This is a genomic window from Wolbachia endosymbiont (group A) of Andrena fulva (genome assembly GCF_964026815.1).
GTDB lineage: Bacteria > Pseudomonadota > Alphaproteobacteria > Rickettsiales > Anaplasmataceae > Wolbachia > Wolbachia pipientis.
In genome coordinates, this window is record NZ_OZ034701.1 from 1,132,993 (window position 1) to 1,153,412 (window position 20,420).

Annotated in this window: 26 protein-coding genes and 2 tRNA genes; 18 read left to right on the plus strand and 10 right to left on the minus strand. The window is 36.2% G+C overall.

Annotated features, from left to right (window positions below; all coding sequences use genetic code 11):
* Positions 1-227: 227 nt before the first annotated feature.
* From terL to AAGD84_RS05645, 3 genes are all read right to left on the minus strand, one after another.
* Positions 228-1,691 carry a phage terminase large subunit gene (gene terL, locus AAGD84_RS05635; RefSeq protein WP_253303711.1) on the minus strand — a complete coding sequence of 488 codons (1,464 nt, stop codon included), beginning with the start codon at positions 1,689-1,691 and terminating at the stop codon, positions 228-230.
* A 743-nt stretch (positions 1,692-2,434) separates the two neighbouring features.
* On the minus strand, positions 2,435-3,232 hold the full coding sequence (locus AAGD84_RS05640) for a phosphoribosylformylglycinamidine synthase subunit PurQ (RefSeq protein WP_182319642.1): 798 nt from the start codon (positions 3,230-3,232) through the stop codon (positions 2,435-2,437).
* Positions 3,233-3,238: 6 nt separating this feature from the next.
* The gene (locus AAGD84_RS05645; RefSeq protein ID WP_341817936.1) at positions 3,239-4,489 is read right to left on the minus strand and encodes a PstA family ABC transporter permease; all 1,251 of its coding nucleotides are present in this window, start codon (positions 4,487-4,489) and stop codon (positions 3,239-3,241) included.
* Between the two features lie 109 nt (positions 4,490-4,598).
* Here AAGD84_RS05645 and AAGD84_RS05650 point away from each other — a divergent pair, with 109 nt between their 5' ends.
* Positions 4,599-4,736, plus strand: coding sequence for a hypothetical protein (locus AAGD84_RS05650; RefSeq protein ID WP_264723931.1), 138 nt, complete (start codon positions 4,599-4,601; stop codon positions 4,734-4,736).
* Between the two features lie 32 nt (positions 4,737-4,768).
* Here AAGD84_RS05650 and rplS read toward each other — a convergent pair whose 3' ends face one another.
* Both rplS and trmD read right to left on the minus strand, forming a co-directional pair.
* A complete protein-coding gene (gene rplS, locus AAGD84_RS05655) occupies positions 4,769-5,146 on the minus strand; it encodes a 50S ribosomal protein L19 (protein ID WP_264723190.1) in 378 nt (125 codons plus the stop codon).
* Complete coding sequence (trmD, locus tag AAGD84_RS05660) at positions 5,130-5,840, minus strand: tRNA (guanosine(37)-N1)-methyltransferase TrmD (protein ID WP_341817937.1); 711 nt, start codon at positions 5,838-5,840, stop codon at positions 5,130-5,132. Before trmD ends, rplS begins: the two co-directional genes overlap by 17 nt.
* A gap of 74 nt (positions 5,841-5,914) precedes the next feature.
* Between trmD and purC the strand changes: the two genes are divergently transcribed.
* Positions 5,915-6,637, plus strand: coding sequence for a phosphoribosylaminoimidazolesuccinocarboxamide synthase (gene purC / locus AAGD84_RS05665; protein ID WP_010081959.1), 723 nt, complete (start codon positions 5,915-5,917; stop codon positions 6,635-6,637).
* On the opposite strand, the gene purM is transcribed toward purC, so the two are convergent.
* Entirely contained in the window at positions 6,634-7,671 is a 1,038-nt protein-coding gene (purM, locus tag AAGD84_RS05670) for a phosphoribosylformylglycinamidine cyclo-ligase (RefSeq protein WP_264723192.1), read from the minus strand. The two genes, purC and purM, sit on opposite strands and share 4 nt — an antisense overlap.
* Positions 7,672-7,804: 133 nt before the next feature.
* On the opposite strand from purM, the gene AAGD84_RS05675 reads away from it, so the two are divergent.
* Both AAGD84_RS05675 and AAGD84_RS05680 read left to right on the plus strand, forming a co-directional pair.
* A complete protein-coding gene (locus AAGD84_RS05675; protein ID WP_006280049.1) occupies positions 7,805-8,098 on the plus strand; it encodes a hypothetical protein in 294 nt (97 codons plus the stop codon).
* Positions 8,099-8,103: 5 nt separating this feature from the next.
* A complete protein-coding gene (locus AAGD84_RS05680; RefSeq protein WP_265038380.1) occupies positions 8,104-8,457 on the plus strand; it encodes a hypothetical protein in 354 nt (117 codons plus the stop codon).
* Here the strand turns inward: AAGD84_RS05680 and AAGD84_RS05685 are convergent.
* The 3 genes from AAGD84_RS05685 to AAGD84_RS05695 are packed head-to-tail and all read right to left on the minus strand — an operon-like array spanning position 8,443 to position 10,417.
* Positions 8,443-8,607 carry a hypothetical protein gene (locus AAGD84_RS05685; RefSeq protein WP_264723194.1) on the minus strand — a complete coding sequence of 55 codons (165 nt, stop codon included), beginning with the start codon at positions 8,605-8,607 and terminating at the stop codon, positions 8,443-8,445. The genes AAGD84_RS05680 and AAGD84_RS05685 overlap by 15 nt on opposite strands.
* 11 nt (positions 8,608-8,618) lie before the next feature.
* Positions 8,619-9,920 (minus strand): group II intron reverse transcriptase/maturase, encoded by a 1,302-nt coding sequence (ltrA, locus tag AAGD84_RS05690; protein ID WP_341817847.1) that lies wholly within the window; start codon positions 9,918-9,920, stop codon positions 8,619-8,621.
* Entirely contained in the window at positions 9,905-10,417 is a 513-nt protein-coding gene (locus tag AAGD84_RS05695; protein WP_245611107.1) for a hypothetical protein, read from the minus strand. The genes ltrA and AAGD84_RS05695 overlap by 16 nt, the downstream gene beginning before the upstream one ends.
* Before the next feature lie 115 nt (positions 10,418-10,532).
* Between AAGD84_RS05695 and glpX the strand changes: the two genes are divergently transcribed.
* The 3 genes from glpX to AAGD84_RS05710 all read left to right on the plus strand — a co-directional run bounded on the left by glpX (position 10,533) and on the right by AAGD84_RS05710 (position 13,117).
* A complete protein-coding gene (gene glpX / locus AAGD84_RS05700; protein WP_341818172.1) occupies positions 10,533-11,459 on the plus strand; it encodes a class II fructose-bisphosphatase in 927 nt (308 codons plus the stop codon).
* Positions 11,460-11,540: 81 nt separating this feature from the next.
* The gene (locus tag AAGD84_RS05705) at positions 11,541-12,908 is read left to right on the plus strand and encodes a hypothetical protein (protein WP_264373990.1); all 1,368 of its coding nucleotides are present in this window, start codon (positions 11,541-11,543) and stop codon (positions 12,906-12,908) included.
* Positions 12,909-12,964: 56 nt separating this feature from the next.
* Positions 12,965-13,117 carry a hypothetical protein gene (locus AAGD84_RS05710; protein ID WP_341817938.1) on the plus strand — a complete coding sequence of 51 codons (153 nt, stop codon included), beginning with the start codon at positions 12,965-12,967 and terminating at the stop codon, positions 13,115-13,117.
* 546 nt (positions 13,118-13,663) lie between these two features.
* On the opposite strand, the gene AAGD84_RS05715 is transcribed toward AAGD84_RS05710, so the two are convergent.
* On the minus strand, positions 13,664-14,158 hold the full coding sequence (locus AAGD84_RS05715; RefSeq protein ID WP_341817939.1) for a hypothetical protein: 495 nt from the start codon (positions 14,156-14,158) through the stop codon (positions 13,664-13,666).
* Positions 14,159-14,363: 205 nt separating this feature from the next.
* Between AAGD84_RS05715 and carA the strand changes: the two genes are divergently transcribed.
* From carA to rplV, 11 genes are all read left to right on the plus strand, one after another.
* Positions 14,364-15,455, plus strand: coding sequence for a glutamine-hydrolyzing carbamoyl-phosphate synthase small subunit (gene carA / locus AAGD84_RS05720; RefSeq protein WP_264722825.1), 1,092 nt, complete (start codon positions 14,364-14,366; stop codon positions 15,453-15,455).
* Positions 15,456-15,569: 114 nt separating this feature from the next.
* Positions 15,570-15,652: transfer RNA gene (locus AAGD84_RS05725), tRNA-Tyr, on the plus strand.
* A 4-nt stretch (positions 15,653-15,656) separates the two neighbouring features.
* Positions 15,657-15,727: transfer RNA gene (locus tag AAGD84_RS05730), tRNA-Gly, on the plus strand.
* 78 nt (positions 15,728-15,805) lie between these two features.
* On the plus strand, positions 15,806-16,978 hold the full coding sequence (gene tuf, locus AAGD84_RS05735) for an elongation factor Tu (protein ID WP_341817940.1): 1,173 nt from the start codon (positions 15,806-15,808) through the stop codon (positions 16,976-16,978).
* 14 nt (positions 16,979-16,992) lie between these two features.
* On the plus strand, positions 16,993-17,313 hold the full coding sequence (gene rpsJ / locus AAGD84_RS05740) for a 30S ribosomal protein S10 (protein WP_012673184.1): 321 nt from the start codon (positions 16,993-16,995) through the stop codon (positions 17,311-17,313).
* 9 nt (positions 17,314-17,322) lie between these two features.
* Positions 17,323-18,045, plus strand: coding sequence for a 50S ribosomal protein L3 (gene rplC, locus AAGD84_RS05745; RefSeq protein ID WP_006279218.1), 723 nt, complete (start codon positions 17,323-17,325; stop codon positions 18,043-18,045).
* Positions 18,046-18,047: 2 nt separating this feature from the next.
* Positions 18,048-18,662 carry a 50S ribosomal protein L4 gene (gene rplD, locus AAGD84_RS05750; RefSeq protein WP_012673183.1) on the plus strand — a complete coding sequence of 205 codons (615 nt, stop codon included), beginning with the start codon at positions 18,048-18,050 and terminating at the stop codon, positions 18,660-18,662.
* Complete coding sequence (locus AAGD84_RS05755; RefSeq protein ID WP_341817941.1) at positions 18,659-18,946, plus strand: 50S ribosomal protein L23; 288 nt, start codon at positions 18,659-18,661, stop codon at positions 18,944-18,946. Before rplD ends, AAGD84_RS05755 begins: the two co-directional genes overlap by 4 nt.
* A gap of 1 nt (position 18,947) precedes the next feature.
* Positions 18,948-19,772, plus strand: a complete 825-nt coding sequence (gene rplB, locus AAGD84_RS05760; protein ID WP_015589143.1) for a 50S ribosomal protein L2 — start codon at positions 18,948-18,950, stop codon at positions 19,770-19,772.
* A gap of 3 nt (positions 19,773-19,775) precedes the next feature.
* The gene (gene rpsS, locus AAGD84_RS05765; protein WP_006279181.1) at positions 19,776-20,060 is read left to right on the plus strand and encodes a 30S ribosomal protein S19; all 285 of its coding nucleotides are present in this window, start codon (positions 19,776-19,778) and stop codon (positions 20,058-20,060) included.
* Between the two features lie 5 nt (positions 20,061-20,065).
* The gene (rplV, locus tag AAGD84_RS05770; RefSeq protein WP_007549821.1) at positions 20,066-20,413 is read left to right on the plus strand and encodes a 50S ribosomal protein L22; all 348 of its coding nucleotides are present in this window, start codon (positions 20,066-20,068) and stop codon (positions 20,411-20,413) included.
* The last annotated feature ends 7 nt before the right edge of the window (positions 20,414-20,420 follow it).

Here is a 20,420-nt window from a genome sequence, read left to right on the forward strand (position 1 = left end):
ATACCGCCGTGGTATCTTTTAGCATAGATCCCGCTAACACGTAGCGGGATGACGAGCTTATCGTCATGCTGCCGCGAACCGTCATACCGCCACGAACTGTCATACCACCACGAACCGTCATACCGCGATTCATTCGCGGTATCTCTAGATCCCGCTAACACGTAGCGGGATGACGGTTGTCAGGGTGTCATGCAAGTAGCTGACTACTTGGATCTGGTAGGCTTAAATCACAATGCCCGTAAAGCTGCGACCCTAGAGCTACTATCTCTCACCCACTGCAAATATTGCACGGTACTATCCACTTGATCATCGTGTCGAGTTTCAGGAAACATTAAAATCTCATACTCAAAATCGTTCAGCCATACTGCTTGGTGCGGCAGAAAAACCTTGCCAGACTCTATAATCGGAACAATTTGATAAAATCGAGTGAGTTTGTCATCATGTGGTACTATTTCGATAATTGGTAAATCACTGTTTGTCTTTAGCTCTTGCACCAATTGCTGACCACTTGTTTTTGCTTCGATTAAAATTGCGTGCGGTGTCCATCTTGCAGCTAGTGACAGAACTTGCTCTTTAAGCTTTGGATACTCAAGCTTTGCGCGATATACATCGAGTAAATAGAATTTATTGCCCACTTTTGTCCAGGTGGTGCAGACGCTAAAGTTGCTCATGCTGCTTGTTGAAACTGCAGTGTCCCAGCTCTGAGTGACATATGAGAGACTATCAGAAAAATTTCTATAGCGCTTCAGCCACTCTCGTTTAATTATACCACTTGAAAGTGGCAGAGGGTTTTGTTGATATTGTGCAGCAAAAGCGTAACTTCCAAGTTCAACCTTTATCATCTCAACTTCTTCTTTTCCTCCATCGAGGGGATATAGCAACTGACCTTCTTCTCTTGAGTATAATATTACGGGTGGTGTCATTCTAGCACTTGATGCTGTAATCCAGCTTTTGTACTCATTTGTAGTTACTCGGGTGACAGGAACAAGAAAAGGAGGCGCTGGCTTTTTGATTGAATAGATAATCTCCTTATTTTCAGATATCATCGGTAAACAAGTATGGTTCCATATGTTTTTCGGTTTGGAGAGAAGGTGCCCGGTTAAATCTTCTTGATGTAGCCTATGCATCACAAGAACAATTACTCCTTTTTTTCTATTGTTGAGCCTGGCTACTAAAGTCTGGTCAAACCAATTTGTAGCACGCTTTCTAAACGTTTCACTCAAAGCTTGGGCGGGACTCAGTGGATCATCCACGATGATGAAATCACCACCTTCACCTGTTAACGTCCCTCCAACGGACGTTGCAATTCTGTATCCTCTCTGCACTGTTTGAAATTTGTATTTGGTATTCTGATCTTTGGATAGTCCTACCTCTGGAAACAGCTCTCTATACCAACTAGACTGCATTATGCATCTTGTATCGAGCGAGTGCTTTTCGCTAAGCAGCCGAGAGTAGCTTGCAACTATTATTCTTGCAGTTGGCTGATTTCCCAGTATCCATGCGGGCCACGCAACACTAGCGCACAGGGACTTCATTGAACGCGGAGGCATATTGAATATTATTCGCCTCATTTTGCCAACATTTGCCGCTTCAAGTCTGTCTGCTATGACTTTTATATACTGATAATCATTATACTCACACCCCGGCACCACCGTTTGAAAGCACAGTTCAATGAATTTTAGAAAGTTCATGATATAATGTTGAAAGATGTCATCTAAGTAGCCCCTTTCTTGTCATCCGAGTAGCTTGACTACTTGGATCCAGAAAAAAGAATGATGTCATGAAAGTAGCTTTCCATCCAAGAGAGTGTCATCCCAGTGTCAAGCACTGGGATGACAAAAAAAGGAGCACTGGAATGACATCATCCTTTTTTTGGGATTCCAGCGTCACGCGCTGGAATGACACCTCTCTTGGGCTCTCTTAGCTATAAATATTAAGGAATTTACCAAACGAAAAAAAAGGCAAAAGAAGCTCCGTGGTTGGCTAATTACTTACATTATACTTTCAAGTATGGCGTTTTTTTATTCTAAACGCTTAATAACCGCGATTTAGTTGCTTTTAAGCCGCAACTAATCTAAATTATAAACATTAAGAAATTTACTAAACAGAAAAAAAGGCAAAAGAAACCCTAGGGTAGCTAGTTATTCACTATCCATTTTTTAAATCGGCGTTTTTTGATGTTTTAAATGCTTTATAAGCGCATTTCAGCTTATATTAGGTAAAAACCTAGAAATTTTATAAAGACATAAGATGCACATAGTGCAAAAAATTAAACATGGGACGCCAGATACGTGAGTTTTTTTGTCATTTAATCTGTACAGAGAAGATAAATAAATAGCTTCAGTTTCATGATAAGGGGACTGGCAAGGCTTGTCAAGCAAGTTTTTTGCAATATCAGGGGGTAATTTCGACCATAAATCCCTATCAATAAATTTTAACAAAAATACTTTAGTGCATTTTCAAATATAAGCATTCCATCGCCATATTTTGGCACAGCAACACCTAAACGCTTGCTCTTTTCTTTTTCAAGGGGCCAATTATCTTGCTGGGTAAAAAATATTCCCCTTTCTGGATGGGGCATTAAAGCTAGCACTCTTCCACTTTTATCTGATAAAGCTGCTAGGTCGTATGTAGATCCATTCGGATTGTAAGGAAATTGTAGGTTAGCATAGTTGCCATTTTTATCAATGTAACGTAATGCGGTGGAATTGCTCTCAATCAATTGGTTCAAAATATCTTGATCCATAAAAAATTTGCCTTCCCCATGAGCAACAGGGAGATATAGTTCACTCAGACCCCGTAGCCAAACAGAATTACTCTGCGGATTAACTCTCACTCTAATCCAGCGGCATTGGTAATTGCCTATATCATTATGGATTAAAGCTAGATTAGAGAACTCTGGAATTAATTTTACTAATATCTGACAACCATTACATATTCCTATAATCAGCTTGTCCTGAGATAAAAACTCTTGAAACTCATCCAACAAGTTGTTTTTAATACGTAAAGCAAACGCATTACCAGCACCAGTGTCATCACCATAGGAAAAACCCCCTGGAATTGCAAGTATATTGCTTAATTTCAGTTCACCTGGATTATCTATGATATCGTTAATGTGAACGATTTTTACTTCAATATTACCAATACCAAGTTTTCTGCTGCATTCCATAAATGCAAATGCAGTTTCTTTTTCGCAATTTAAGCCATAACCAGATAGGACTGTGATTTTCATGAATTGCTAAAAATTAAAAAATTCGAATTTCCTTTTTACAAAATTTGCTACTAAATCTAACGCAAATAACATCAATAATAAAGCTATAATTGCAATAGCAGCAAGTTCAATAAATGCAATTTCAGGACTACTTGACCATATGTATATTTGTACAGGCAGAACAGTCGCCGGATCGAAAAAGGACGTAGGTGTATCAGCAATAAATGCCACCATACCCATCATAAGTAAAGGAGAAGATTCACCTAAAATCCTTGCAATTGCAAGCACAGTACCATGTATTATTCTTGGTAACGCAATCGGTAAAGAGTGATCTAATATCACCTTGATGTGAGGTGCACCGAGCGCAAACGCTGCATCTTTTATCGTAATAGGAACATTCGCAAAGGCATTTTTTGTTGCAATTATAATATTAGGTAACATCATAAATGAAAGAGTCATTCCACCAACAAGTGGTGAAGAGCGTGGTAGCCCAAATATGCCAAGATAGAGAGTTAAGCCCACTACACCAAATATTATTGAAGGTACTGCAGCAAGATTATTTATGCTAATTTCTACAATATTAGTCATTAGCCTATTTTTAGGCATAAATTCGTAAAGACAGATGCCCGACATAATTCCTATTGGTAATGCTAATGCTAGGCACACTATAATTGTCATCAATGAGCCGATAAACGCTCCTAAAATCCCTGCATTTTCAGGTTCACGAGAGTCAGATTTAAGGAATAAAGACTTATTAAAAAATTTTTTCACTCTCCTCTTTTCTTTTAGCCAATCAAGTAATTTAGCATAACGATCATTCAAATGTTTATCTTTATTTATTGAATTAATTATACTTGACGCGGTAAACCAGATCTCATATTCACCACTATCTTTTACTTTCTTACGAAAAAATTTCTCTAGTTCTTTGTAAGAATTACGACTTAAAATTTCGTCACCGTCTTTAAAATCAGTTCCTCCAAACACCTTACGTAAAGAATCGTTGAGTAAGCCAATGGACTTATACCGCAAATCACTAGGATTACTCGCCAAAGTAAGATCAGCATTTATTTCAACTGGCAATAAAATTTTCGTTACTGTTAAGGCACTGTAAGAGTTAACTAATATACTCAACAATATACACACAGGACAGCCAAGTGAGATAACTAGTGCCGTGAAAGAACAAAAGCGTAGCGCTCTGTTCTTTTTATTTTTCCTTTTTATACGAGCATGTACACGCCTTGACTGAAGTAATTTAAGGAATTTTTTCTTTATACTCATTTACTTTTCTTTACACGAGGATTTGAAAAAACTTTCCCCTTTTTTGTCATGCAAGTAGCTGACACTGGGATCCAGCAGGCTTTGCCTGCAAATAATTTTTACATTTTCCATGAAAGCACAAACCAAAAGGAGAATAATGAATGCTGGATCCCAGTGTCGGAGCACTGGGATGACACCACAGCGGGAGGCAAACACAATGTTCGTACAGTTGTGTGTCACGCACTGGGATGACAAGAGAGAGTTCTGAGATGATACAATTGACATCACTCCCTATTGTATCTACTTAAATTTCTTTTTAACATAAGTAGTACGCTCTTTGATCCTTGCAGCTTTTCCAAATAGTTTGCACAGATAATACAGTTTTGCTCTACGAACCTTTCCTTTTCTTGTCACTTGCACTGAAACCAGTGCAGGAGAATAAACAAAAAACTGAGACACTATACTTTCTCCATGGCTCACTTTTCTGACTGCAAAAGAAGAATGTAACCCGCGGTTCCTTTTTGATATACATACACCTTCAAATATCTGTATACGTTCACTTGTACCGTCAACTACTTTAAAAGTGACCTTCAAATCATCGCCAGGACGAAATTCTGGTATTTCTTTAGCTAACACTTGCATTTGCTGTTCGTTAAATTTTTTAAGTAAATTTGTCATTTATCTCTCCATTCAATAATTCAGGCCTACGCTTTTTTGTTATAACATGAGACTGCTTCTGCCTCCAATCACTTATTTTTTTGTGATTGCCAGATAACAAAACCTCAGGTACTTTATATCTCTTCCACTGCTCAGGTCTAGTATATTGAGGATATTCAAGTACACCACCACCATAATTAAAACTTTCTTCAGTAATACTATCGGTATTATTTACTACACCTGGAAGAAGTCTAATGCATGCATCAAGAACCACCATTGCAGCTGGCTCACCTCCTGAAAGTATATAATCTCCAATACTTAACTCATAAGGAGTATACGCATCAATTATCCTTTGGTCAATACCTTCAAATCGACCACACAATATTGTTATATGAGGAAACTCTAATAATTCTCTGGCAATATTCTGATTAAACTTAGTTCCAGATGGAGTCATGTAAATAAACTTAGTGTTTTTATGAACAGAGAGCATACTATCTACTACATCACCAACTACATCAGAACGCATAACCATTCCTGCTCCACCTCCATATGGAACATCATCCACAGTTGAATGTTTATCTTTCGCAAAAGAACGAATATTTATTACTTCAAGGTTCCATATTTTTTTTTCTAACGCTTTTCCGGCAAGAGAATAGTTCAAAAACCCCGGGAACATTTCTGGGAATATGGTTAATATTGTAACATTGAATGCCATTAAGGTTTATTTTAAGTTATTTGGGGCTATACTCTAAGAATAGTAAATTGATATAATATATAGTTAAATTAAACATGTCACTGAATAAAACGATATACGAAGGTAAAGCGAAAGCCATTATTGAAACTGAAGACTTATCAATTGTCATACAGCACTTTAAAGATGATGTTACAGCATTCAATAAGGAAAAATATGAAATAATCGATGGTAAAGGAATAATTAATAATCATATTAGTGCTTTTATCATGGAAAAGCTTGAGAAAGCAGAAATTAGCACACACTTTATAAAAACTCTAAACGAAAGAGAACAGCTAGTCAAAAAACTCAAGATAATACCTCTTGAGGTAGTAGTTAGAAATGTCGCAGCTGGCAGCTTTTGCAAACGTTTTAATATCAAAGAAGGTGAGAGGCTTGCATCTCCTATAATCGATTTTTTTTACAAAAATGATGACCTAGCCGACCCAATGGTAAGTGAAAATCACATACTGTATTTTGATTGGCTATCTAGCAAAGAAATGGATGAAGTTAAAACTACAACTTTAAAAATCAACGAAATATTAGTTCACCTATTTTCAAATGCAAGTATATATTTAGTTGATCTCAAGTTAGAATTTGGCAGATTAATAAATGACAGTACTAAAATCGTTTTAGCTGATGAAATTAGCCCTGATAACTGCAGATTATGGGATAAAAATACTTATAAAAAGCTAGATAAAGATGTCTTTCGTTTGAATTTAGGAGATTTAAAGGAAGCATACCTAGAAGTTGCAAAAAGACTGTCAGTAAAGTTAGGTTAACTAAATACTACTCTATCAAGTGGAGGGTTACATGCCTCATCAAGTTTTCCAATAATTTCAATTTTTTCTCCACGTTTTTGGAAATGATTTTTCACGTTTTGCATATTCTCAGAACTTACGATCAATACCATACCAATACCACAATTAAATGTTTTTAGCATTTCTTTCTTCTCTATTTTACCCTCCTTTGTTAGCCATAAAAATATATCTGGCCATTTCCAGGAATTAATGTCTATGTTTGCAAATAAGTTTTTTGGAAGAATTCGCGGAATATTGTCTACCAAACCACCACCCGTGATGTGCGCAATACCTTTTACTTGTGACATGATAGGCAGCAAAGAATCAACATATATTTTTGTTGGTTCAAGTAGTATTTCACTCCAAGATTTATTATTCCATAGAGATGTATCGTTATAATTTATACCTAAGCTTTTGAAAACATGGCGCACTAAAGAAAACCCATTTGAGTGAATTCCACTTGACTCTAAGCCAACTATATAATCACCTGCTTTCATCATACTACAGTTTGGAAGAATTTGCTTTCGATCAACTACACCAACCACAAACCCTGCAAGGTCATAGTGATTATTACCATACATTCCAGGCATTTCTGCAGTTTCCCCACCAACCAATGCTATTTTAGCTTGCTTGCACCCCTTTGCAATGCCTTGGACCACAGATAATAAAACGTCCTTGCTCAAAACACCTGTTGCAAAGTAATCAAGGAAAAATAAAGGCGTTGCTCCTTGTGCAAGTAAGTCATTTACACACATTGCAACTAAATCTATACCTATAGTATCATGTTTATTCACTTCTTGAGCTATCAACAGTTTCGTACCTACTCCATCAGTTGAGGAAACGAGTACTGGATGGTCATACTTCTTACTTAGTGCAGCAAAATCAAATAACGCAGAAAATGAACCTATTTCGCTGATTACTTCTTCTCTAGTAGTTTCTTGAGCAATAGGCTTGACTTCTTTTATTAACTTATTATATAGTTCAATATCTATTCCTGATTTGGTATAAGTATTCATAATCCTTTTATAAATTTTAAAATTGTTAATACTATATTAATGCCTTGATATAAAAAGTGCAACGAAACTTTCTCTTAATTGACTATTATATACTTACCAATATAGGGTAACTTAAATCATTTATAATTATCCAATGAACGAAAATACCAAAAACATACTGTTAATAACGGAACTGCTATCAGGACGGCTGCTTCATGACTTTGCTAACTCTATGAATGGAATAACGTTTGGCGTAGAAGAGCTTGAAGTAATAGATAAGAATGATGCTGATGCGCAGAAGGAAGCGTTGTTGTTTCTTAAAGAAAGCTCCGATGATTTAATATATAAACATAAAGTTATGAAGCAGGCATATTCTTCTTCAATGGATAATTATAGCTTTGATAAGACCAAATCTAATATCGAAAATTATTTATTAAAAAAAAAGTAAAGCTTATGTGGAAAATAGACGCATACTCTGCAAAAAATAAGGAAGATTTAATTGAAAAGATAAATAAGATAATTTCTAATATGGTGCTAACTATAGCCAGTGCAGTGGCGGAAGTTGAACTAGTATCTGTTTTACTGAGTCAAACAGAAGATAAAATGCTATTAACTATAAAAATTCTAAATGAACACAAACCAATAAGCAAATCATTAGTAGACAAATTAATCAAAAAAAATGACACTAATTTAAATACAAAAGATATTAATATCTATATGACCTCTTTATTATTAGAGTACTATACCACTGAAATGCATTATACTTGCGAAAATAATTTGCTGGAAATAGGTTTAACTATAACTTGAGTTGCATATTTGGTTATTACAACTTTTTCTTCGTGTGTTCGGTAGAAGCTGTAGCTTTACTCCTCTCGTTTGAGTTTTATTACTACAACTCCCCCTAAAGAACCGTGCTTGCAGATTTCCCGCACACGGCTCATCAATATTAGTTTTCACAGTCGTCCCTCTTATGCATATAAAGAAAAATGTATTTTTGGCTTTGGTAATGGATTTACTTCTACGTAGTGTACAAACTGTTCCCAGGTCATACTCTTTTTCTGACTACGCCGATTTATCCATTTAAATGCTAGCTTTCTTACTGATGTGTAAAATTGTTTCAAACACCAATAATTTCCGCTAATACCAAAGTAGTTATAGTGTCCTGTTAATTTAGCCTTCAGTACTTGCCACCAATCTTTAAGTCGAATACTTCCGCGGACTATTTTCAACCACTCCTTGATTTCTTTTAGTTTTCTGGCTAGATTTAACTTAGAGGTTTTATGTCCCATCATTAATCTACCACGACGACTTTTTGCACCATAGTGCGTAAACCCCAGAAAATTGAAACTTTCCGTCCTTCGTTTCTCTCTTATCGCTCGTTGCCACTCCCTCTTGCCAAACTTTACTACTCCGGTCTTGTTTTCAGATACTTCCAACCCAAATTTATTTAGCCTTTGTTTCAGTAATTCCAGAAATTCTTCCGCGTCTACCTTACTTTCGCAACAAACCACAAAATCATCGCAAAACCTTATTACTTGTATATATCCTCTGGATCTTGGTTTAAATTTCTTTTCTATCCATAAATCCAACACATAATGTAAGTATATATTTGCTAATACAGGACTTACTATACCGCCTTGTGGTGTACCTTGTTTTGTTGCTTCATAATTTCCAGCTTCGACTATCCCTGCCTTGAGAAACCGCTTTACTAACCACAGCAAATTTGGGTCAGTTATTCGTTCCCTTAGACACCTCATTAGCCATTTATGCTGTATATTATCGTAGAACTTCTTGATATCCACTTCTACAATGTAGTTTATTGGCTTGTACATAACTGCTTTATCTAGTGCATTTACCGCTTGATGACAGTTTCTTCCTGGTCGAAATCCATATGAGCTGTCCAGAAAGTTTGCCTCGTAAATATTTTCTAATATCTTCTTCAGCATAATCTGTACTAATTTATCCTCGGTCGATGGTATTCCGAGTCCGCGTTTCTCTTTACTTCCAGCTTTCGGTATATATACCCTCTTTACTGGTTGTGGTTGATATTGCTTCCTCTTCATACTTTCTACTAGCACTTCGAGTTTCTCATTCAGATTTTCTCCGTATGATTCCACTGTTATCTGGTCTACTCCACAAGCCTTGTTACGCTTCAGTTCTTTATAACATCTCGCAAGATTCTCTGTATTTATCAGATGGACTAACGATGTGAATTTTAGTCGCTTATCTTGCTTTGCTCTTACTGCTATCTGGTTTAGTTTATATCGCATGTTATTCCTACCTCCGTTGTATTGGCATAGCAATCCCTATTCCAGTTACTATATTGCTGATCGCTTCCCCTTGTACGTGGCTTTCCCACATTCTGAGTACTATCAATCAGTCCGACTTCCCCTGCATCTTCCGCTAGTTCTTGCCTTTGTTGACTTGTTCCAACGTACCTTAATAGGAATGCATGGGATCTCCCAAGTTCACTTGAAGTCCATTTCAATACATGGCACGGTCTCAGATCCCGATAGAGTGAGTGATAACTTGCCTTTACGTTATCCTTCATGCTGTCTTCCATGGCCATGAACATGTCGACCTCTATGTCTTCAGGTATTTCGGGACTCCACTCCTTCACTTCCGTTGTGCCCTGCATTGTCCATCCCACTAGCTCTATTACACTCGTTACCTCATGCAACATAGTGGTCTGTTCCAAACTGTTGGCTAGACTTTGTTTGTGTTGGATTTTCACCAACTGTTCTCCAAGCACTTCTTGGCGCACCATAACTAACCCTACTACTATATGTTAGTTTATTATAGCAACTTTCCCACAACCAGTCAAGACATATTGCAGTTTCAAGCAGCATGATATATATTGAATATAGTTCTTAAAGCAAATGATGGAAGATTTAGCCTATAAATTAGTTAAAGTGACCGAAGCTGCAGCACTTGCTGCGTATAAATTGGCAGGCTTTGGTGATGAAAAAAGGGCTGATCAGGTTGCAGTTGATGCAATGCGTACAATATTAAATTCAATGGAAATAAATGGTACTATCGTAATTGGTGAAGGTGAGAGAGATGAAGCGCCGATGCTATATATTGGCGAGAAGGTTGGCACTGGAAATGGTCCTGAAATCGACATTGCCGTTGACCCACTTGAGGGCACTACGATTTGTGCTCATTACAAACCAGGGGCAATGTCTGTTCTTGCTGCAACGAAAAAAGGTAATTTTTTACATGCACCTGATGTTTATATGGAAAAAATAGCGGTAGGAAAAAATCTTCCAGAGGGTGTAGTCTCACTAAAAAATAGCATTGAAAAGAATCTAGACAATTTAGCCAAGGCAAAAAAGTGCAAAGTGAATGATCTCGTGGTAACTGTACTTAAACGTGAAAGGCATAGTGAATTAATAGAGAAAATCAGGAAATTAGGAGCAAAAATTAAACTAATAGATGATGGTGATGTTGCGGCCATAGTTTCACTAATAAATGGCAATCATGATATGTATATCGGTATAGGAGGAGCACCAGAGGGAGTGCTTGCGGCTGCAGCGCTAAGCTCTATCGACGGACAGATGGAGGGAAGATTAGTACTTGATACGGATCAGTTAAGAGAAAGAGCAAAAAATTTAAATATTGATGACCCAGAAAAAGTCTACGCCGTAAAAGATATGGCAAGAGGTGAATCAGTGTTCATTGCAACTGGAGTAACAAGCGGAGAACTTGTGGATGGAGTTAAATTGAATCATAATACCTATTCAACTAATTCTTTAATAATTCTGCCTAATAGGCTGATAAAGCTGCAAACAATGCAGAACTTATGTTAGCTTTTTTAGTTTCTAATTTTAGCTTTACAACATTTAGCATTAAGATATAATCAAGTTTACTTATAACAATAGAGGTGTGAAATGTTTTCTAGTATTATAAATCTATTTAATGGTTTGTACAAAAATTCGAGTACCAAGGAAAGTGAAGAAAAGTTGACTCTTCTATCTCCTCAAGCAAATCTTCAATTCGATGAGACTCAGGTACAAAGTGTGCTCTCAGATTTTGAGGAATTGGAGTTTAAGGATAATAAGTGTTTTGACAAAATAGCAGACGATTATGAAAAGAAGGGGGAGAGTGCCCTTTTTAACTATGTAATATTGAATAAGCGGAAAGAAATAATCGATATATTAGATAGGAATCTTCCTCTCCTCGAGGAACAGGAGGAGTTTAGAAAGAAATATGGTCAATATGTTCTTCAAATTGACAAAGGAATGAGTTATGGAAAAGAACTTCAAGATGGACTTCGGTCTTTTGAAGATAGGGCAGAAAAAGTATTATCAGATTTTGAAAGATTGAATTTTGATTTTAAGGATAATAAGTGTGAAGATTCTTCTGATTTCGTAAATTATAATAACGGTTGGCCGGCAGATCCATTTGACAAGATAGCAAATTATTATCGAGAGGATGATATTTTCCTTTTCAATTATGTGGTATTGAGTAAGCGAAAAGAAATAATGGGTATATTGGATAAGAAGCTTACTTCTAAAGATCAGGAGGAGTTAAAAGAAAATTTTAAAAAGAGGTTGGGTAGATATCTTATTCGAATTGGTGAAGGAATGAGCGATGGACAAGAATTTCTAAAAACTGGTAGTGCAATTGCTTTCTTTGATGGGTGTTATGTGCCATGTCCATATGCAAACCGTCTTCTTAATCATTATGACCATCTTAATATCAACATTACTAAACCTGAACAAAGTTTAGAAACCAGTCGTCTTTTCACTGAAAAAACTAAAAGAATGGAAGAAGAGAAAAGCGAGGTAAAAAGAGCAAAAATATACAGCAATGGTGAAAGAATAGTAACAATTGAGAAGAATGAGAAACAACAGAGGAACTACTCCTTTACAAAATTTGCAATATGTGACATCGAAATTAGTTGGGGTGCAAAAGATGAATCTGGAAAAGACCTTAACTGTACTGTTGTTCTAAATATAAATTTAGGTCAAGTTAGTATTAAAAAATCAACTATTGACGGTAAAGATGTTGAACCAAAGAAAATTTTAGAGTTAGCTAAGCAAAACGAGGCTGTGCTTATAAAAGGTAAAGCTTTACATGAAGTTTTAGCAGCACATTTCATTAAGCAAACACCATGTGAGGAAAAGAAGGATATGCAATCGCACGAGAATATCGTTGTACCTGGTTCCGGTGCACCTCGCTCTATTAATGAGGAAATAACTGTAGAGCATCCGTTCGGGAAAGCGGCAAATAAAGATAATCATAGAGAAATGTGAGTTTACAACAAATGGTGCCATGAAAGTAGCTGATACATAACTGTACGAACGTTTGTTTGCGAAGAAATGTTATAGCAGGTTTTGCCTCAAACACAAAGGTGTCATTCCAGTGCTTGACACTGGAATGGCTTTGTTGCATCGCTAGCTATGATGGATTAAAGATAAAAAAGATAGGGAATATCAGTAGCTTATTATTCTGGTATTTATAACAAGAACGGTCAATGAATACCTAAATTTGAGTAAAAGAAATTTCACTACCATTTACCAATCCGGCTAAAATTCAAGAATTTCAATGCTTTAGCTATTTTCAATAGAATTAAATTTATTAATATAAATAACAAATTACTATTCTTAAATTTGATCAGATTGATTGCAAAAAAACAAGATTTTCAATAGGTTGCTTATAATCCTAACTATAGTTAGCCTTTCATAAGTAGCGATGCAACAAAGCCCACTGGAATCCGGCCCTTTTACGCAGTCCCATTAAAAACGTTGTATTTTAACGTAGGATTAGCTACTTTTATACTCACCAATTTAATCTCTAATCAAAATTCCTGGATCCCAGTGTCTGGGCACTGGGATGACATCCTCCCTAGTGGATTCAAATCACAATATTCGTATAGTAAGCACTGACCACTTTTGCTTCAATATTTGCGATGCCCCTGAACAGATACAATTATTCTATTATCAGGAGGATGCCATTAATCGCTTTATATAATGCTACTTGTAACACTTATGCCCTGAACGGAGACAGTTTAGGCTGTTATGCCTGGCGGCTTTGTTGGAGTAAGTTTTTCAACACTGCTAACAATAAAATTGATTGTATCGTCAGCTACCTTATCGAATTTATCATTTATCTCTTTTCCTATTTCTTGATTTTTAACATATTCGTGTAGAGCTAAAGCAGTTATAGCTGCACATGCTGCAATTAAGCCAGTTTGTGCTATAATGAATAGTGATAATCCTCCTACGAATATAGATGTTAATCCAATAGCCAGGTTTATAATTTTACTTTGTGTTGTTTGTTGCGTCGCTTGGCTTTGATCTGCCTGTTTATCCTCTAAAGCATTCGATATTGTTTTTAAGGCAACTTTTATCGCTATTGCTGCAACTGAAACCATAATTAGCCCTATAGCTATTTTTGCTAAAAGAAGAATCGACGGTAGCATCATTACAAATAATAGCGCGCCAATTCCTCCAGCTAACCACTTCTCATTTATTTTTTTTGATTGATTTGTACCAGTGTTCATTATTACCCTCCACTTTACTTATGATTTACCTATATCTAATACGAAATATGAAGGTAGTCAACTATATATTTTATATGAAAGATTGTATTAAAAGTTTTTCATGTTATTTTTTGCTGCTTCGTGGTTAAATTTGGAATTTTAGAAAGAGTTACGTATTATTTGAAATTCTTGTATACTGTTTTGAATCAGTTAAATAGATAATGAAGTGCAGGACGCAGTTTTAATTTTACAAGATGGCAAGTGCTTTTGGGGAAAATCAGTAGGTAAAAAAGGCAAATGCATAGGTGAGGTCTGTTTTACCACTGGTATGACCGGTTATCAGCATACTATAACTGATCCTTCTTTTGCCGATCAAATTATAACGTTCACTTTTCCTCATATTGGTAACGTTGGAATAAACCATAAGGATAATGAAGGAAAGAAAATTTTTGCAAGTGGTGTGGTTATGCGTGAACTTTCTTCTATGTCCCACCCTTCTTCATATATCAGTTTAAATGATTGGTTAGAGAAAAGTAACGTGATTGGGATATCAGGAGTTGATACTAGAGCTTTAACGAGACATTTGAGAGAACATGGATCTCAAAATGGAATGATATGCTCATCGAGTAAGGCGCATGCGTTGGACAAATTGAAGGAATACAAATCTGTAAATGGGATAGAAATAACCAATAAAGTCAGCTTGCATAGTAATTTTAAAAGTGACCTTAATGCAAAATATAGGGTTGTAATCGTTGATTTTGGCGTAAAAATCAGTATAATTTCACGCTTAATAGAACTTGGTTGTACAGTTGAATTAATCAGACCAAGCACAGGTTTTGCTCAAAAAGTGTTGAGTATGAATCCAGATGGGATAGTGCTTTCAAATGGTCCTGGTGATCCGCAAGAAATAGGAGAAAGTGTAGTTTCAGAAATAGACATTATTATAAAATCTAAAATACCAATTTTTGGCATATGCATGGGCCATCAATTACTTGCGATTACTTTGGGGGCAAAGACCATCAAGATGGATATAGGTCACCGAGGGAGTAACCATCCAGTTTATGATGTAATTAGTGGAAAAGTTGAGATCACTAGCCAAAATCATGGTTTCGTTGTTGATTCAGCTTCTCTTCTAAGTAATGTTGAAATTACTCACATTTCTCTATTTGATAATAGTGTAGAGGGAATAATGATGAAGGATTACCCAGTCTTTTCTGTGCAATACCATCCAGAAGAAGCGCCAGGTACGCATGATTCGCATTATTTGTTTAAACGTTTTATTGACAATATTGTGTTGTATAAAATGAAATCTGCGTGATTTTAATCAGGGTAGGTTTTATTGCTTGATTTTTTAATTTTAGGCGTTTAGTATTAAATACAATAAGAGCTTAAGTTAAGATGCTAAAATAGTATTCTCTTAACAAATTTTTGCGGAGGAGTGACCGAGTGGTTAAAGGTAACAGACTGTAAATCTGTCCGCGTGAGCGTACGTAGGTTCGAATCCTACCTCCTCCATTGTGCGGGTATAGCTCAATGGTAGAGCTCTAGCCTTCCAAGCTAGTGACGTGGGTTCGATTCCCACTATCCGCTCTTTTTTTTGTTGTATTTTTATAAAATCAACATATTATTTATTGATGTATTTGTATTTTAGGTAGAAAAGTTTAAATTATGACAGCAATAGTGGAAGCATTTGGAAAGCCGCATGTAAATGTGGGAACAATAGGACATGTGGATCATGGGAAGACAACGTTAACAGCGGCGATAACAAAGCATTATGGAAATTTTGTAGCGTATGATCAGATAGATAAGGCGCCAGAAGAAAGGAAGAGGGGGATAACGATAGCAACAGCGCATGTTGAATATCAGACGGAAAAAAGGCATTATGCACACGTTGATTGTCCTGGACATGCTGACTATGTAAAGAACATGATAGTAGGTGCAGCACAGATGGATGCGGCGATATTGGTAGTGTCAGGGGTTGATGGGCCAATGCCACAAACGAGAGAGCATATATTGCTGGCGAAGCAGGTAGGTGTTGGATATATCGTGGTGTATATAAATAAAGCTGATGTTGCTGATGCTGATATGATGGATTTAGTAGAAATGGAAGTGAGGGAATTGCTGAATAAATACGGATTTCCAGGGGATGAAGTTCCTGTGGTAGTGGGATCTGCATTGAAAGCGCTGGAGGATGACAGCAGCGAATATGGAAAGAAATCAATAGATAAATTGATGGAAAAGTTAGATGAATATGTGGCGGTTCCACCAAGGCCTGTGGATTTACCATTTTTATTGCCAATCGAAGATGTATTTTCGATATCGGGGCGAGGAACAGTGGTAACAGGAAGAATAGAGAAGGGAGAGATAAAGACGGGAGAAGAGATAGAGATAATAGGTCTGAAAGCGACGCAAAAGACGATATGCACAGGTGTTGAGATGTTTAAGAAGTTGCTGGATAAGGGAAGTGCAGGACTCAATGTAGGAATATTGTTAAGAGGAACAAAAAGAGAAGAAGTGGAGAGAGGGCAAGTATTAGCGAAACCGGGGACGATAACACCGCATAGAAAGTTTAAGGCGGAGGTTTATATATTAAAGAAAGAGGAAGGAGGAAGGCATACACCATTTTTTGCGAATTACCAGCCACAGTTTTATTTAAGGACAACGGATGTAACTGGGAGCATAAAATTGCTAGATGGGAAGGAGATGGTAATGCCAGGAGATAATGTGAGTGTAGAAGTAGAATTCCAAGTACCGATAGCAATGGATAAGGGATTGCGTTTTGCGATAAGAGAAGGCGGTAGAACTGTTGGTTCTGGTGTTGTTTCTGAAATTTTGGAGTGAGTGTAGTAACTAAGATGAAGCAAGATATATATATTAACATTAAGGCTTTCGATTGTTCTTTATTGGAGGAGTGTGTTCGAAAATTTGTTGATGAATTAAAGCGGTCCAGTGCAAAATTATCTGGTCCGATTGCGTTGCCAAGGAAAGATTCTAAATTTATTGTTAATAGATCTCCTCACGTTGATAAAAAATCTCGTGAACAGTTTGAAATGAGAACTTCTAGGCGTTTGATTGTTTTACATGATCTTACTCCTACTATGATGCAGATGCTTACAGGTTTATCTTTTTCTGCTGGCGTAGAAGTGGATTTAAAAGTCAAGGAAGTTAAGGTTTAGGAGAAGGAAATGAAGAGAATAAATTCGCTGAGGAGAATTGGTTTACTAATGATGAATATTGGTCATACTGCTATGTATTCTGACAATAGTCGCATGGCTGTAACTTTATTGCATCTCAGCGAAACTTATATTATTGATATAAAAGGACAAGATAAATGTGGCTATAATTCAGTCATTTTAGGCACAGGAGATTTTAAAAATATAGCAAAACCTCAGTTGGAATATTTAAAGAAAAAGGGTATAAATAATAAATGTAAGTTATACGAAAGTAGATTAAATGACCTGTCGGGAATAGAATGTGGTAAAAAAGTGGGAATCAATCATTTTGTGGTTGGTCAATATCTTGATATTACGGGTTATTCTATAGGTAAAGGATTTGCTGGTGTGATGAAGCGGCATAATTTCAGTGGGCTTAGGGCATCTCATGGTGTTTCTATTGCTCACAGATCACAAGGTTCCACTGGCCAATGTCAGGATCCTGGTAGAGTATTCAAAGGAAAGAAAATGGCTGGTCATTTAGGTAACAGCAGGATAACTGCACAAAATATGAAGATATTATCCATTGATCATGAAAATAGTATAATTGCTGTGAAGGGTAATAATGTTCCTGGGTTTAAAAATTCCTATGTTTTTGTAAGAGATGCAGTTAAAAAATCTTTACATAAAGATGTTCCTTTTCCGGTAGGTTTACTGTTAGATGTAAATGATGATGCTAGTAATTTGGTAAGTTAGTTATGGAATGTAATTTAGTTAATCTATCTAATGATAATGTAGGTACTGCTCAGCTCAATCCTTTGATATTTTCTGCTAAGCAAAAATTGAGTATTTTGCATGATATAGTGAGATGGCAATTAGCGAAGAGAAGAGCTGGTACTCATAAAACAAAAGGTATTAGTGATGTCTCTGGTACAACAGCTAAACCTTATGGTCAAAAACGTACCGGTAGGGCAAGACAAGGGAGCTTGCGATCTCCTCAATTTAGAGGTGGTGGGATTATTTTCGGCCCTGTTGTGAGGAGTCATACTTATTCTCTTAATAAGAAGGTACGCAAATTTGGTTTAAAAATTGCTTTATCTCTAAAGTATTTAAATAATCAAGTAATTATTCTGGATAATTTAAATATTGATGTGAAGAAAACGTCTGAAATGTGTAAATGTATTAAAAATTTTAAATTTTCTTCCTTTTTGATAGTTGGTGATTATGGAGATGATTTGTTGCGTGCGGCTAAAAACTTGCACTATGTAGACTTAATCAAACCTATTGGGTTAAATGTTTTTGATATATTGAATCACGAATGCGTGATGTTGACAAAGGATACTTTAAAGCATCTTGAAGGTAGATTGTTATGATCAAATATAATAATATAATAAAATCTCCTATAATTACAGAAAAGGCCTCTTTTTTGAGGGAGAAGTTTAATAAATATTCTTTGTATGTTTTTGTAAATGTAAATAAGCGTCAAATAAAGTTGGCAATAGAGTCTCTATTTGATGTTAAAATTTCTTCTATAAATGTTGTTAGAATTAAGCCTAAATATAGGTGTTTTAGGGGTGTGATTGGTTGTGAAAAACAGAAAAAGAAAGTTTATTTTTCTTTGATGGATGGTCAAAAATTAGATATAATGAGCGTTTAGTATGGGTATGAAATTTTTTAATCCTGTTACTCCGTCTTCTCGTGGGACTGTGTTAGTAAGTAAAGTTGGTTTATCAAAAGATGAGCCAGAAAAGTCTCTTACATCCGGTAAAAAGTCCAGTGGTGGAAGAAATAATCATGGTAGAATTACAACTCGTCATAGGGGTGGTGGTCACAAAAAGAAGTATAGAGTGATAGATTTTAAGCGTAATAGAAGTGGTCAAGGTATAGTTGAAAAAATAGAGTATGACCCAAATAGAAGTGGGTTTTTGGCGTTAATATCATATAAGGAAGATGATATTAAGTCTTATATATTAGCTCCTCAAGGTATGAAGCCAGGTGATGTTGTTACAGCTGGGAATGATGCTGATATTTTGCCAGGGAATTGTTTACTACTCAAGCATATACCTGTTGGTTCTTTCGTTCATAATGTTGAGCTGAAGCCAGGTAATGGTGCTGCGATTGCTAGAGCTGCTGGTTGTTATGCACAAATCGTTGGTCGTGATGGCCAATATGTTTTATTACGACTCAGGTCTGGTCAAATTAGGTTGATTTTATCTTCTTGCAAGGCTACTATTGGTGTAGTATCTAACCCTGACCATAAGAATAGAAAGTTGGGTAAAGCTGGGAGAAGTAGGTGGCTTGGGATTAGACCTACTGTACGTGGAGTTGCAATGAATCCGGTTGACCATCCTCATGGAGGCGGGGAAGGAAAAACCTCTGGTGGTCGTCATCCTGTTACTCCTTGGGGTGTTGCAACAAAAGGAAAGAAAACTCGAAGGAGAAATAAATCTAGTGATAAGTATATAAAACAATTGAAAGGTTAGTTTATGAGTAGATCTGCATGGAAGCCTCCTTTTTGTCATCCTTCTATATTAAAGTCGGTGAATAATGCTTTAAACAAGGGGTTTGTTAACATGGCTATAAAAGTTCATTCCAGGGCTTCTGTAATTCTTCCTAATTGTTTAGGTTTAAAGTTTGCTGTTTATAATGGTAAGGATTACATTCCTGTGAATGTTAATGATCAGAATATGATAGGTCATAAGTTTGGTGAGTTTTCACCCACTCGTAAATTTACTGGGCATAGTGGTGATAAAAAGGCGACAAGAAGGTAATTGATATGAAAAACAGAGATGTAATAGTTAAAGCTGGTTCTAGGGTTTTAAAATCAACTCCTCGTAAATTGAATTTGGTTGCTGGTTTAGTACGTAATAAAAAAGTTTCTTTTGCCACTGTGCAATTAAGATTTTGTGAAAAGAAAGCTGCAGGTCTTATAAGGAAGGTATTAAATTCTGCGATTGCTAATGCTCAAAATTATGGATTGGATATCGATAATTTATATATAAAAGAAATTTTAATAGGTAAGTCTCTTACTTTGCGTAGGGTATGTCCAAAAGCTATGGGTAGAGCTAATAGAGTTAGTAAACGTTATAGTAATATAACTGTAAAATTGGGGGAAATTATATGATTCATAA

Coding starts and splice junctions, on each gene's coding strand:
- terL (WP_253303711.1), bottom strand. CDS start 1,691: ATGAACTTTCTAAAATTCATTGAACTGTGCTTTCAAACGGTGGTGCCG.
- AAGD84_RS05640 (WP_182319642.1), bottom strand. CDS start 3,232: ATGAAAATCACAGTCCTATCTGGTTATGGCTTAAATTGCGAAAAAGAA.
- AAGD84_RS05645 (WP_341817936.1), bottom strand. CDS start 4,489: ATGAGTATAAAGAAAAAATTCCTTAAATTACTTCAGTCAAGGCGTGTA.
- AAGD84_RS05650 (WP_264723931.1), top strand. CDS start 4,599: ATGAAAGCACAAACCAAAAGGAGAATAATGAATGCTGGATCCCAGTGT.
- rplS (WP_264723190.1), bottom strand. CDS start 5,146: ATGACAAATTTACTTAAAAAATTTAACGAACAGCAAATGCAAGTGTTA.
- trmD (WP_341817937.1), bottom strand. CDS start 5,840: ATGGCATTCAATGTTACAATATTAACCATATTCCCAGAAATGTTCCCG.
- purC (WP_010081959.1), top strand. CDS start 5,915: ATGTCACTGAATAAAACGATATACGAAGGTAAAGCGAAAGCCATTATT.
- purM (WP_264723192.1), bottom strand. CDS start 7,671: ATGAATACTTATACCAAATCAGGAATAGATATTGAACTATATAATAAG.
- AAGD84_RS05675 (WP_006280049.1), top strand. CDS start 7,805: ATGAACGAAAATACCAAAAACATACTGTTAATAACGGAACTGCTATCA.
- AAGD84_RS05680 (WP_265038380.1), top strand. CDS start 8,104: ATGTGGAAAATAGACGCATACTCTGCAAAAAATAAGGAAGATTTAATT.
- ltrA (WP_341817847.1), bottom strand. CDS start 9,920: ATGCGATATAAACTAAACCAGATAGCAGTAAGAGCAAAGCAAGATAAG.
- AAGD84_RS05695 (WP_245611107.1), bottom strand. CDS start 10,417: ATGGTGCGCCAAGAAGTGCTTGGAGAACAGTTGGTGAAAATCCAACAC.
- glpX (WP_341818172.1), top strand. CDS start 10,533: ATGGAAGATTTAGCCTATAAATTAGTTAAAGTGACCGAAGCTGCAGCA.
- AAGD84_RS05705 (WP_264373990.1), top strand. CDS start 11,541: ATGTTTTCTAGTATTATAAATCTATTTAATGGTTTGTACAAAAATTCG.
- AAGD84_RS05715 (WP_341817939.1), bottom strand. CDS start 14,158: ATGAACACTGGTACAAATCAATCAAAAAAAATAAATGAGAAGTGGTTA.
- tuf (WP_341817940.1), top strand. CDS start 15,806: ATGACAGCAATAGTGGAAGCATTTGGAAAGCCGCATGTAAATGTGGGA.
- rpsJ (WP_012673184.1), top strand. CDS start 16,993: ATGAAGCAAGATATATATATTAACATTAAGGCTTTCGATTGTTCTTTA.
- rplC (WP_006279218.1), top strand. CDS start 17,323: ATGAAGAGAATAAATTCGCTGAGGAGAATTGGTTTACTAATGATGAAT.
- rplD (WP_012673183.1), top strand. CDS start 18,048: ATGGAATGTAATTTAGTTAATCTATCTAATGATAATGTAGGTACTGCT.
- AAGD84_RS05755 (WP_341817941.1), top strand. CDS start 18,659: ATGATCAAATATAATAATATAATAAAATCTCCTATAATTACAGAAAAG.
- rplB (WP_015589143.1), top strand. CDS start 18,948: ATGGGTATGAAATTTTTTAATCCTGTTACTCCGTCTTCTCGTGGGACT.
- rpsS (WP_006279181.1), top strand. CDS start 19,776: ATGAGTAGATCTGCATGGAAGCCTCCTTTTTGTCATCCTTCTATATTA.
- rplV (WP_007549821.1), top strand. CDS start 20,066: ATGAAAAACAGAGATGTAATAGTTAAAGCTGGTTCTAGGGTTTTAAAA.